The organism is Planococcus salinarum, from assembly GCF_007004625.1.
GTDB lineage: Bacteria > Bacillota > Bacilli > Bacillales_A > Planococcaceae > Planococcus > Planococcus salinarum.
On the sequence record NZ_VIFV01000009.1, the window covers coordinates 1 to 11,695 of the forward strand.

At 44.9% G+C, this 11,695-nt stretch carries 12 protein-coding genes and 1 riboswitch; of the genes, 7 read left to right on the plus strand and 5 right to left on the minus strand.

Annotation, left to right across the window (positions count from 1 at the left end):
- The first annotated feature begins 321 nt into the window (after positions 1–321).
- Complete coding sequence (locus tag DIJ65_RS07000) at positions 322–1,008, plus strand: DUF5694 domain-containing protein (RefSeq protein WP_117300632.1); 687 nt, start codon at positions 322–324, stop codon at positions 1,006–1,008.
- A 190-nt stretch (positions 1,009–1,198) separates the two neighbouring features.
- Positions 1,199–2,044 carry an alpha/beta fold hydrolase gene (locus DIJ65_RS07005; RefSeq protein ID WP_117300657.1) on the plus strand — a complete coding sequence of 282 codons (846 nt, stop codon included), beginning with the start codon at positions 1,199–1,201 and terminating at the stop codon, positions 2,042–2,044.
- Between the two features lie 260 nt (positions 2,045–2,304).
- Here the strand turns inward: DIJ65_RS07005 and DIJ65_RS07010 are convergent, their stop codons facing one another.
- Entirely contained in the window at positions 2,305–3,411 is a 1,107-nt protein-coding gene (locus DIJ65_RS07010; protein WP_185959515.1) for a YibE/F family protein, read from the minus strand.
- A gap of 356 nt (positions 3,412–3,767) precedes the next feature.
- On the opposite strand from DIJ65_RS07010, the gene DIJ65_RS07015 reads away from it, so the two are divergent.
- Positions 3,768–4,832, plus strand: coding sequence for a DMT family transporter (locus tag DIJ65_RS07015; protein ID WP_313903013.1), 1,065 nt, complete (start codon positions 3,768–3,770; stop codon positions 4,830–4,832).
- 45 nt (positions 4,833–4,877) lie between these two features.
- Here DIJ65_RS07015 and msrA read toward each other — a convergent pair whose 3' ends face one another.
- On the minus strand, positions 4,878–5,411 hold the full coding sequence (gene msrA / locus DIJ65_RS07020; protein ID WP_117300655.1) for a peptide-methionine (S)-S-oxide reductase MsrA: 534 nt from the start codon (positions 5,409–5,411) through the stop codon (positions 4,878–4,880).
- A 532-nt stretch (positions 5,412–5,943) separates the two neighbouring features.
- Between msrA and DIJ65_RS07025 the strand changes: the two genes are divergently transcribed.
- The 4 genes from DIJ65_RS07025 to DIJ65_RS07040 all read left to right on the plus strand — a co-directional run bounded on the left by DIJ65_RS07025 (position 5,944) and on the right by DIJ65_RS07040 (position 9,993).
- Complete coding sequence (locus DIJ65_RS07025) at positions 5,944–6,888, plus strand: LCP family protein (protein WP_117300626.1); 945 nt, start codon at positions 5,944–5,946, stop codon at positions 6,886–6,888.
- A gap of 60 nt (positions 6,889–6,948) precedes the next feature.
- Entirely contained in the window at positions 6,949–8,139 is a 1,191-nt protein-coding gene (locus DIJ65_RS07030; protein ID WP_117300624.1) for an AI-2E family transporter, read from the plus strand.
- Between the two features lie 61 nt (positions 8,140–8,200).
- Positions 8,201–8,620, plus strand: a complete 420-nt coding sequence (locus DIJ65_RS07035) for a sporulation protein (protein ID WP_117300622.1) — start codon at positions 8,201–8,203, stop codon at positions 8,618–8,620.
- A 572-nt stretch (positions 8,621–9,192) separates the two neighbouring features.
- A complete protein-coding gene (locus DIJ65_RS07040) occupies positions 9,193–9,993 on the plus strand; it encodes a ZIP family metal transporter (RefSeq protein ID WP_221930615.1) in 801 nt (266 codons plus the stop codon).
- 116 nt (positions 9,994–10,109) lie between these two features.
- Here the strand turns inward: DIJ65_RS07040 and DIJ65_RS07045 are convergent, their stop codons facing one another.
- The 3 genes from DIJ65_RS07045 to DIJ65_RS07055 all read right to left on the minus strand — a co-directional run bounded on the left by DIJ65_RS07045 (position 10,110) and on the right by DIJ65_RS07055 (position 11,452).
- A complete protein-coding gene (locus DIJ65_RS07045) occupies positions 10,110–10,379 on the minus strand; it encodes a hypothetical protein (protein ID WP_117300620.1) in 270 nt (89 codons plus the stop codon).
- A 5-nt stretch (positions 10,380–10,384) separates the two neighbouring features.
- Positions 10,385–11,116, minus strand: coding sequence for a hypothetical protein (locus DIJ65_RS07050; protein WP_071152473.1), 732 nt, complete (start codon positions 11,114–11,116; stop codon positions 10,385–10,387).
- A gap of 63 nt (positions 11,117–11,179) precedes the next feature.
- The gene (locus DIJ65_RS07055) at positions 11,180–11,452 is read right to left on the minus strand and encodes a hypothetical protein (RefSeq protein WP_071152474.1); all 273 of its coding nucleotides are present in this window, start codon (positions 11,450–11,452) and stop codon (positions 11,180–11,182) included.
- A 76-nt stretch (positions 11,453–11,528) separates the two neighbouring features.
- Positions 11,529–11,611: riboswitch (cyclic di-GMP riboswitch) on the minus strand.
- Between the last annotated feature and the right edge of the window lie 84 nt (positions 11,612–11,695).

Here is an 11,695-nt window from a genome sequence, read left to right on the forward strand (position 1 = left end):
GGGCTCAAAAGTCTGGTAGCACGTTATGAAACTTTGCGTTATGCATCTTAATTGAACCGCCGTATACCGAACGGTACGTACGGTGGTGTGAGAGGTCGGGAGTTAATCGCTCCCTCCTACTCGATTTCGGAGAAGTGTACTTTTACAAACGGTTTTATTGTTAGTATAAGAGGTGCTTAAGTGATGGGAATTAATGTTAATATAAGTATATGAAATTTTTGAAGATTTAAATGTAAGAAAAGTGCAGTTAAATTAAATCCATAAACTTGAATTTATTTAATAAACGTACTTATCACTGAAAAGAGAGAAGGGAAAAGCCCAATGGCGAGAGAAACAGAGATTGTCTTAGTGGGAACATATCACTTTGCTTACCAAGAGGACGTCCTACAGGATAAGCAGGCTGAAATTTTAGAACTGGTTGATTTTCTCGCAGGTTTTGAACCGAGCAAAGTTGCTGTGGAGTGGGAAAGAAGTGAGCAGGAAGAGTTAAACAAGGGGTACACCAAGAGCGAAGAAAATTATGTAATGAATGAAATCGAACAAGTAGGATTCAGACTAGCAACTAAACTGGATCATAAAAAAGTTTTTGCGGTCAATTGGGCTGGGCCATTAACTCAAGAGGAAATGATGGCACTTAATCAATCGATTCAAGAAAATTATCCTGGTGTTTTACAAGGTGTAGAGGCATTCAGCGAAAAAAGTGCTGCACTTAGTCCTGAAAAGACGTTACTTGAATCTTATCGCAACCTCAATAACCAAGAATTGACCAAGGAATTGGAACAAATGTATCTTTCCTTTTCAGCTGTTGAAAAAAACGGTCTGAATATCGGTGTATCTTTCTTAAGCAAGTGGATTGAAAGGGAATTGGTCATTGTAAAAAACATTAGTGAGATTTTAGAAAAACCAAAAGAACGGATTTTATTGGTAGTGGGTGGAGATCATCTTTGGATGCTAAAAAAACTATTTGAAGGAAAAGGATGGAGAGTAATCAATCCATTTGAGAAATGAATTTAGTATCAGTTGAAAGTAACTTATTGGTAAGTAAGTTACATTCAGAATACTAATTACAACGAACTTTGAAGAGCGACGAGAGAAAGGGGATTTTCTAGAAAAAATTATACATTCAATAGGCTATTCCGTATGGTTTTAAACTGAGATTTTGAATGGATAGTCTAAAGGTAAGGGGGCAAATCTTATGATGTGGGAAAGAAACCTGATTACCACTGTTCGTGGAGAATTTGAAGTGTTTGCAAAAGGGGAGGGAACTCCCTTGTGCGTCACTCATCATTATTCGGAGTTCAATGAAACAGGGGATTACTTTGCAGAGTCTTTTACCCAGAGAAACCGAGTATATCTAGTCAATTTAAGAGAAGCTGGAAGTTCTGAGAAGGCGGTTCATCCTTATCAATTAAGCATGCTGGAGACCATTCTGGACTTGGAAGCGATTCGTGAATCCTTAGCCCTGGATCAATGGGGATTTGCTGGACATTCAACCGGCGGCATGCTGGGGGTTATTTATGGCATTTATTTTTCAGACAAGCTTAGCTTCAACGTGATCGTTGGCGCAGCAGCACGGGAATATATGACTTTTTCGAATGATTGCATCTACAATCCGGAACATCCCCACTTTTCTAGAATGCAGGAACTGATGGACAGCTTAAAACACCCCAATTTGTCGGTAGAGAAAAAAAGAGACTTGAAGGTGCAAAGGACCAAACTGTCTTTATACTACCCAGACAAGTATGAAGAGTACTTTTCACTGGATATCAGTAAAGGGATGTCGGCTATCCGGCTAAATTTCTTCAGCAGAGAAGTACATATTTTTGACGTAACCAAGAAACTGCCGATGATCACCACCCCTACCCTGGTTATTTGCGGAAGGCACGATGTGCAATGCCCTATCGAATATTCGAAAGAAATGGGAGAATCGATTCCCAATGCAACGTTGGCCATCTTTGATCGAAGCAATCATTATCCTTTTTTAGAGGAAGCTGACCAATTTTATGCGACCTATCTTTCATTTGTAGAAGGTTTAGCAAAATGAAAGCAGTTAGTTTACATATCATGATGTTAACAGTAGCTGGCACAAATCTTGCACATAATAATAAGAACCCAGAAATCCTAGTATAAAAGGTTGCTGGATTCTTAAAAGTTATGCGTAAAATAAAGCTCGAAATTGATGCAAGTTTTTTTAAAAAGTAACACGCTTTTACACGGACGAAAAAACCAAGGTAGATTGGTAAAATTGGACTTCTAATCAGACAGCAAAGAAAAGCCGAAGCGATAGTATCGCCTCGGCTTTTCTTATGCGCCTGTACTCCGGTCGCCTACAATAATCGTAGAATCTTGTTTTATTTTTACCTCCTGCTTACTTAAAAGCAAGGCTGAAATCAATGCAGTAATCGGAATGGCAAGAACGAGACCAATGCTCCCGGCAAGTGTCCTCAGTATCTCAACCCCAAAGAACTCCATCTGGATCAATTCTCCGTAAGGATATTCATAGGCATACATTAATAAAAGAATTGGGAGGGAAGCACCCACATAAGCTAAAATCAGGGTATTCGCCATTGTGCCCATTATGTCCCCGCCTATGTTCATTCCGGATTTAAACAGCTCTTTAAATGACGCCTTTTTGTGATTACGTTTTACTTCCTCAAGCGATGAAGCGATCGAAATAGCAACATCCATTACAGCGCCCAGTGCTCCGATAATAATCCCGGCAAGCAGCAGGCCGGAAAGGTCAATCGGACTTTCCTGCTCCAACATACTAAGCATCACCTCTTCTTCACCATGAAAACCGGACAGGTTCATCAGCATCATGAAAACAACGGAAATAAGAGCTGCCGAGCCCAATCCGCCCACCGTTCCGATAATAGCAGCAAGCGTTTTACGGGAAAAACCGCTAACAATCAAAAAGGTTAAAGCCGTTACAATCGCTCCGGTAACGAGTGCAAGCAAAACAGGATTATGTCCTTCCAGTAAATAAGGAATCATAAATTTAAAGAGAATGAATATGGTCAGTCCTAAAGTTATAACGGATTTGACACCTTTCATCTTTCCGAAGAGGATTAAAAGTGCAATGAAAAGCCCGACAAGGATATAGGACGGATAATCCCGGGCGTAATCTACGGGAGAGGCAAAGGCTATTTCCCCATTTTCAACCTGAAACCGGACGGTAATCCTGTCACCTTCTTCAAACCAGAAGTTGCTGGTTGCGTAGTAGGTGTCTGCGTAATTGTAGCCTGTGACTTCTATCTCCCGGCCTTTAAATTCTCCTGATAAAATCTCTACATTTAAATGTTGAAATTCTCTTTCCGCTTGAGTCATTTCATCCAGTTCTGTTCCTTCTTCTATGATTTCAAGGACACGGGCGGTTGTGCTGACCGAATCCGGAATGTTTTCCTGCATCATTTCCTCATCGCCAGGGTTCGCCGGCGGGGGCGTAACGGTTGCAAGAGCAGTAGAAGGGATTGTAAGAAAGGTGAATAAAATGAGCGTGAGTAGTCTAAGCATTAGGTCTATGCGCTCCTTTGTGCGTGTTAGTCGTTTGGTGCGCTCTTATTATAGCAAAGGATTGGGGGCACTAGTCCAGTAAATTTAAAAGGGGATATAAGGAAGAGGTATTTGTTATCTTCTTCCTTTATTAATCTGATAAAATGTATGGTTTATAGTTGGATAACTACAAGTATAGTGAAGTGAAAAAAGAGAATATGAATATCAGAAAAGGATTGCACCTATCTTCTTGAACATTTCAGGAATAGACACTTATGGTTGCCTATATATTTACTGACGGGTGCGAGTGTTCATTCAAAGCAATTTTCTCTTTTATTCCTCATATTCTTTCTATAGAATTAGAAATTAATCGGAGGGTATACTTAATGTTTTTGGCTCTATTGGGAATAAGTATCGGGATTGGTTTAGCTATGCAGACAGCTGTCAACTCCCAGTTAAGAAAGTTTGTTGAATCACCATTTGAAGCATCCATGATTTCATTCATCGTTGGAACGGCATTCTTGGCCGTTGCCATGGTGTTCAGCAGTACGCCACTCGGGATTCCGCTGGATACTATTGCCGATCTGCCGGTGTGGATTTGGTTTGGAGGGGTTTTTGGGGTCATTGGCTTAACAACCAGTATTTTATTGTTCGCCAAAATAGGAAGTATACAAGCATCCGTCATGCCTATACTGGGTATGATTGTGATGGGGATGCTGATAGATAATTTTGGATGGTTTAACTCATTGGAACAGCCGTTTACACCCAATCGATTGATCGGCGTTATTTTACTTGTAATCGGAATTTTTCTAACTGTTGCGCTACCAGCAATAATTTCCAGACGGCATAATAACGTGACTGAACAGGTGTTGGCTAAAGAACGCAGTGAAGGACAATGGCATTGGCGTTTGCTCGGAGTTGGAGCGGGAATGCTTATGGCCACTCAGGCAGCGGTCAATGGACAGTTGGGGACTGTACTGGGCTCACCGATTCATGCAGCGTTTGTTTCATTTTTTACGGGCGCTTCAATATTAATCCTCATTGTCGGATTTAAATATCGATCATTTTCAAGCATTAAAAAACCAGTTGAGCAAAAAGCGCCCTGGTGGATTTGGTCCGGTGGTTTGCTCGGAGGAACATACATATTGATGAATGTTTATCTCGTTGGCCAAATAGGTACCGGTCCAACGGTTATATTGGCCTTGTTCGGGCAACTGACCGGCAGTCTTTTAGTGGAACGTTTTGGTCTGCTGGGGTCTAACAGAGGCGAGATTACGACGCTTCATGTTTTGGGTTTAGTCATTATGCTGGCCGGGATCATTTTTATACAGCTGTTATAAGAAATGAAAAAACGGACGCTCCCGCTAAAGGGGCGTCCGTTGACGTTATTTTCCGGCTTTTTCCGGTTCCCAAACTGCATTCAGAAACTCATCTCTTCCGGAATTGGCGCGGTCTTCTTCGTAATGATCCGCGCTTTTTTTATAATAATCCTGGTGGTAATCTTCTGCCGCATAAAACGGAGTGGCGTCAAGAATTTCCGTATTCACCGGTTTTGTATAGCGTCCGCTGGCATCCAGCGCCTCCTTTGACTGCTCAGCCAGTGTGCGCTGCTGCTCATTATGAACGAAAATTGCCGGTTTGTACTGCTCACCGCGGTCCTGGAATTGCCCTTCATTGTCTGTCGGATCGATTTGCTGCCAGTAAATATCCAGCAGCTGTTCATATGGAAAAAGCGCTGGGTCAAACGTAATTTCCACCACTTCCAAATGTCCGGTTGTGCCGGTTTTTACCTGTTCATAGCTCGGATTTTCCACATGGCCGCCTGTGTAACCGGAAACCACTCCTTCGATTCCTTCAAACTGATCGAAAGGCTTTACCATGCACCAGAAGCAGCCGCCTGCGAATGTCGCTTTCTCCATCATACTATCTCCTCCTGTCACTCATAAAAGAAATAGTACCACTGCAACTGTTTACAGACAATAAAATTGTTTATACTGTAAGAAGATAAGTAATATTTCTTCTTTCATCGATATTCCGCAAAACAGCTTGCTTGCCAAAACCCGTGCTCCTGCATCGCTGCGCTAGCTTCGTCGCAAAGAGCCGGCCTTGCAGGCTACGGCCAACTCTTGGCTCGCGCCGAGCTAACTCGGTCTCGTTTCACTTCGCCCGAGTGGATCTCGCCCTTCGTCGGCATCCGCCTGCTCCCCATGGCGTCTGCGCTGTTTTACTCCATATCTAAGATACTCTCTTAATCAAAGCTACTTTCTCAGCGCCGGCGCGTTCCAGGACTGGGCGAAGCAATAAGACGAGTGCTCTTCTCGGCTTATTGCGGGAGCCTTGTCCAGAGCGCCGAAGCGATTTATAAATCTAAATCTAAGAATACCACCAGAAACTTCTGCAAAGTCCATGCGTCTTCTTTTTGCATGGTCAATAGAAAGGAATGTGTCAAAAATGGAAGAAGAACGACAACTTAGAGGAAAGCGCCGCAAAAAAAGACGGTTCAGAAAAAGGGGGATTCTGCTTCTGCTGCTGATCGTGATGCTTGCCATCGGCGCGTATTTTTTCGTGCAATACCAGAGTGGCAAGAAATTGGCTGAAGAGTCGGATCTGCCGGAAGTGGAATTCAATAATGACGAAGCAAATGAAGGCTATGAAAATATCCTGGTGCTGGGTGTCGATTCGCGCGGTGAAGAAAAGTCACGTACGGATACGATGATGCTCGTTGCGCACAACAAGGAAACAAACGATGTAAAAGTTGTATCGTTCATGCGGGATATCTATGCAGATATACCGGGTTACCAATCCTATAAACTGAATACCGCCTTTTATCTTGGGGGCGCCGATCTGCTTGCGGACACGCTGCGCAATATGTTCGGGGTGGAAATTCATCATTACGCATTAGTCGATTTTTCAAGCTTTGAAAAACTGGTCGATATTGCCGCACCAAACGGCGTGGAAATCGATGTTGAAAAGGACATGTCCGAACTGATCGGTGTTTCACTTACGCAGGGCCAACAGCGCCTGAACGGCAAGGAATTACTGGGCTATGCGCGCTTCCGGGCTGACAGCGAAGGGGATTTTGGCCGTGTTCGCAGGCAGCAGCAAGTAATCGCAGCGCTGAAGGATGAACTGGTCAGCGTTTCCACCATCCCGAAATTCCCGAAATTGGCCGGTGCAGCACAGGGCTATGTCCAAACGGATATGCCGCTGCTCGATCAGGTGAAATTGGCGACGAATATGGCCAGCGGTGGAACGGAAGGAATTGAGAGGCTTACGATTCCTGTGGAGAACAGTTACAGTAATGCCAGCTATCCGCAGGCCGGCTCGGTGCTGGAAATTGATATCGAGCAGAACCGCCAGGCGTTAAGTGAATTTCTGGAACAGCCTTTACAATAAAAAATTCTGAAAATATGATAAAATAGAGTGGAATAGCCTAAAGGGAAAGTAGGTCGCGCCATGGAACCAGAACAAAAGCCATCCTTTTTTGAAACGAATTATATAAGGTTTCTTGGGGGCAGAAATACATTATTCACCTTAATCGCTTTAGTGTTGATCGGCGCAGTCATCTTTTTATTCAGGGAAGTTTCCTTCATATTCAATCCGCTGAGCGTATTCATGAAGACAGTCGTGCTTCCCGTCACTTTGGCGATGATCTTTTATTATCTGCTAAGGCCTGTTCTGCGGCTGCTTGAACGATTTCGCATCAAGAGAATATGGGGCATCCTCATCATTTTCCTGGGTGTCATCGGATTAATTACGCTGGTCACATTTCTGATCCTGCCTTTTTTAAGGGAGCAGTTCCAAATGTTGATCGACGAATTTCCGCAGTATTTCAACCAATTATTGATGGACGTCGATGTATTTCTCCGTTCCTCATTTTTGGGCAGTTATTATACGGGTTCCAACTTTGATATCGATCAATTGATGGATACCCTGCCAGCCAATTTGGCCGGCATTCTGCAGGACACGATCACCAGCATCGTTACCGGTATTACAGGATTCCTGTCGACGATTACGAGTTTTATCCTGTCGATCGTCATCGTTCCATTCATTCTGTTTTATTTGCTGAAGGATGGGGAAAAGCTTCCTGAATATATACTGAAGCTGTTGCCGCCCCGTTTCCGTGATGAAACAAGGGAGGTATTCGGGGAAGCGGACCAGCAACTGAGCGCATACATCCAAGGACAGTTGATTGTCGCGTTTCTGATTGGGGTAATGGTATATATCGGCTTCCTGATTATCGGAATGGACTATGCGCTGCTTCTGGGCGTACTGGCGATGTTCACCAGCGTGGTGCCGTACATCGGCCCTGCAATCGCCATTACTCCAGCCGTCATCATTGCACTGGTCACTTCACCGTTCATGCTGGTGAAGCTGGCGATTGTCTGGACGGTGGTCCAGGTGGTGGAAGGAAACGTCATTTCTCCGCAGGTCATGGGGAAAACGCTGTATATCCATCCAGTCACCATCATTTTTGTGCTCCTGACCGCCGGTTCGTTATTCGGTGTGGCGGGGGTTATCCTCGGGATTCCGGCGTACGCCATCCTGCGTGTTCTGGTGACCCATATATTCAAATTGTTCAAACGGAGATACAATCGACATGAACCAACACTCGACAATCATTATGATTATACGGAATTGCATTAATCGTTTATAGTAAAGTAATAAGAGTGAATATTTTAATATAAATTTTGGAGGTTTCCGAGTTATGAAATTCAAAGACTTTTTATCATCAATCGGCTTTGGTTCAATGAAAGTCGAAACAGTTGTGGAGCGACCGCATCTTGAAGAAGGAGAAACCTTGAATGGCACCATTTATTTCGAAGGGGGAGACTCTGATCAGGAAGTAGACTATGTGGAATTGCATGTCATCAAATTGATCGATGATTACCGGGAAGACAGTGACTTCGACATTATCGAAACTGTCATTTCAAAACAGTCGCTGGAATTTGCCGGATCCGTTAAATCGAAGGACACGGTCATGCAGCAATTTGAGATTGTGCCGGATGAGCGCTGGCTGGTGGAAAACGAAAATGCACGCCTGATTTTGCGTACGATTGTTCATATCCGTGAGGGTGTGGATGTAAGGGATGAAGACGAGATTACATATGGGAAACTTGAGAGCTGATTTTTCAGCTCTTTTTTTTTCTGTTTAAAATCATTATTTAAGTTGAACTAATAAACTGTAGTAGCCGATATTCCGCAAAGCAGCTAAGCTTGCCGCGGGCTTGCGTCGAGCTAACTCGGGCTATTCGCCCGAGTGGATCTCGCCACTTCGCTGGTCCCGCAGGCGTCTACGCTGTTTTGCTCCATATCTCTAGAGAGTTCTCTTAGCGCCGGCGCGGCTTAGAAGCAGACGAAGGCCGATGGAGCAAAAGACGAGTGCTCTTCTCGGCTTATTGCGGGAACATATTCTTTGCCTTGCCAATAGTGCCGAAGAGATATCTAGAGAGAAGATCTTTAGTACAACTTATACAGTGTTCTGTTTTAGGTTTAAAAAAAGGGGGAATAAGGAATAAATCTAGCAAACGTTAAAATTGCTGGTTGTTAGGAGAACCATCTCCTTCAATTCCACCGGCAACGAGAAACGCAGGCTCTGCGACAAAGCTTTAAGCTATTACCCTTCAGGAATCGCTAATTCTCCAGTGAATTAGCGGTTTTTTAGATTTTCCCACGCCATATGTGAGGATGTGATGCTTCGTGGTTGAATGGTTTATCAGCGTATCTCCTGTCATGCAGGCTCTGCTCGCATCGCTTTTTACGTGGGGCGTTACTGCGATTGGAGCTGCAACAGTTTTTCTCGTGAAAACCATCAATTTGAAAATTATGGATGCCATGCTGGGCTTTGCCGGAGGGGTCATGATCGCCGCCAGCTTCTGGTCACTTCTGTCTCCGGCGATTGCAATGGCGGAAAATTCGCATTCCCAGCCTGCATGGCTCATCAGTGCTGCCGGTTTCATGGCGGGTGGATTATTCATATTCCTGTTAAACAGGTACATTCCGCATCAACATCCGTCCGATAAAAATATCACACCAAGAGCGAATCGCAGCCGGCTTTTAGTGCTCGCAATAACACTGCATAACATTCCGGAAGGGCTCGCTGTAGGCGTCGCCTTCGGGGCGGTAGCGGCTGGCTATGAAGAAGCTTCACTGGCGGGCGCCGTCGCTTTGGCAATCGGCATCGGATTACAGAACTTTCCTGAAGGGGTTGCAGTTGCGATGCCAATTCGCCTTGAAGGAAAATCCCGCCAGAAAAGCTTTCTGTACGGACAGTCTTCGGCGCTCGTCGAGCCGGTTGCAGCGGTGGTGGGCGCTGCAGCCGTCGGCATGACGGAGCCGTTGCTTCCTTATGCCTTAAGTTTCGCTGCCGGGGCAATGATTTTCGTGGTCGCAGAAGAAGTGATTCCAGGTTCACGGGAAAATGGCAACCATGGACTTGCGGCCAATAGTCTGCTGATCGGCTTTACGATCATGATGATTCTAGATGTCGCATTGAGCTGAAAACATGTTTTTATTTCCGGGGAGTGGCGTAATTCACAAAATTTTGCATGCAAAAAGACAGATCGGATAATTCATATCCGGTCTGTCTTTTGTCGGGCCATAAAACCCATACTGCTTTAATTATCTTTATCTTTGTCTTTTTTCGCTTTGCGCTCTTCTTCTGCATCGGCTTTATCCTGCTCGCGCTGAGCTTCGGCGGCCGCTTTTTCAGCTGCACGCTTGGCTTCAGCCTCGGCTTTGTCCTGTTCGCGCTGAGCTTCAGCGGCGGCCTTTTCAGCTGCACGCTTGGCTTCTGCATTCGCTTTGTCCTGTTCACGCTGCGCTTCAGCAGCAGCTTTCTCAGCATTGTGCTGTGCTTTCGCAGCAGCTTTTTCTTCGGCTTTCACAGCTTTTACCGCTGCTTTTCCTCCGCTTTCACTGCTTTCGCAGCAGCCTGCTGTTCGTCAGTTACTTCATCTGCAGAATCGGTTTCCTCAGAAGTGGGGGAAACAGTGCTTGCTTCTTCCGTATCTTCTTCTGGAAGTTCGGCAGGTTCTGCAGGTTCTTCAATGTCCTCTTCGGCGCTCTCTTCAGGGGATTCCGGTTCTTCAACAGAATTTTCCTCAACAGCATCCTCTTCGGCAGCAGTTTCTTCTTCGATCGGCTCTTCAGCTTCTTCGTCGGATTCCTCTAATTTGGCGAGTTCCTTTTCCATCTTGCGTTCCAGGCGCTCCATCGCTTTGGCGACATTTTTAGCCAGCGATTCTTTTGCCTGTGGATTCGTCACTTTTTCCATTGCTGCCTGCAGCGCCAGAAGGCTTGAGCTGAATTTGGCTTCCAATGCAGCGCGCGCATCTTCTTCCGTTAACTCTTCATCCGTTTCCGAAACTTCTTCGGCAGGGGCTTCTTCTTCAATTTCTTCCTCTGGAAGCTCTTCGCCGTCTGTGTCTTCATCAGGCGTTTCTACGTTTTCTTCAGGTTCTTCAGTTTCTCCAGGTTCTTCAATTTCTCCAGGTTCTTCCGTTCCTTCAGTTACTTCAGGTTCTTCCACGTCCCCATCAATCAACTGTTCAAGACCTTGTTCGAACATCGCCAATGCTTTTTCAAGCGTTTCAACTGCCAGTTCTTCGTCGCCGGTTGCCATCAATGCTTCCGCTTCAAGAATGCGTTGTTCTGCATAGTCAGCAAATAGTTCCGCTTCAGCTGCCTAGTCAAACGTAAAGGCCAATTGAACCTGTTCCTGCAATTGCTTCAGGAAATAAAAGAAATCGCCCGGCACAAGTGCAGGTTCTTCCGCTTCTTCAAGTTCTTCAGCCGCTTCCGGCGTGCCAATTGCTTCCTGCTCTTCAGCCGGTGAATTTTCATCTGCGAGAACAGCCACGGCATTCAATGACAGCATACCCGCTGAGGCAATTACCCCAACTGCAAAATAGCGTTTGATCTGTTTGGAAACTTGTTCTTTTTTGTTGTTTGACAACATCTCATTACCTCCGAGTTCATTTTTAAATCGAAGGAATATTGAACTCTACTATTATAGAGAAGTATCATTCGCCATTCCCGGCAGCCCAGCCGCCATAGCCGAAGCCACAGGCCTGAAACTTTGCGTCGCAGCCTTTCAACTGCTTTGCCTTTATCAAGACGCGAATAAACATTCTGCTTAGCTTTTGGTAAGAAGGCAGAATATTACTGCTAGTTCAGTTTAAATGAAGGAAATATAAGTAGA

Excerpts from the sequence above, each read along its gene's own strand:
- DIJ65_RS07000 (WP_117300632.1), top strand. The coding sequence starts at position 322 with ATGGCGAGAGAAACAGAGATTGTCTTAGTGGGAACATATCACTTTGCT.
- DIJ65_RS07005 (WP_117300657.1), top strand. The coding sequence starts at position 1,199 with ATGTGGGAAAGAAACCTGATTACCACTGTTCGTGGAGAATTTGAAGTG.
- DIJ65_RS07010 (WP_185959515.1), bottom strand. The coding sequence starts at position 3,411 with ATGATGCAGGAAAACATTCCGGATTCGGTCAGCACAACCGCCCGTGTC.
- DIJ65_RS07015 (WP_313903013.1), top strand. The coding sequence starts at position 3,768 with ATGGTTGCCTATATATTTACTGACGGGTGCGAGTGTTCATTCAAAGCA.
- msrA (WP_117300655.1), bottom strand. The coding sequence starts at position 5,411 with ATGGAGAAAGCGACATTCGCAGGCGGCTGCTTCTGGTGCATGGTAAAG.
- DIJ65_RS07025 (WP_117300626.1), top strand. The coding sequence starts at position 5,944 with ATGGAAGAAGAACGACAACTTAGAGGAAAGCGCCGCAAAAAAAGACGG.
- DIJ65_RS07030 (WP_117300624.1), top strand. The coding sequence starts at position 6,949 with ATGGAACCAGAACAAAAGCCATCCTTTTTTGAAACGAATTATATAAGG.
- DIJ65_RS07035 (WP_117300622.1), top strand. The coding sequence starts at position 8,201 with ATGAAATTCAAAGACTTTTTATCATCAATCGGCTTTGGTTCAATGAAA.
- DIJ65_RS07050 (WP_071152473.1), bottom strand. The coding sequence starts at position 11,116 with ATGGCAACCGGCGACGAAGAACTGGCAGTTGAAACGCTTGAAAAAGCA.
- DIJ65_RS07055 (WP_071152474.1), bottom strand. The coding sequence starts at position 11,452 with ATGTTGTCAAACAACAAAAAAGAACAAGTTTCCAAACAGATCAAACGC.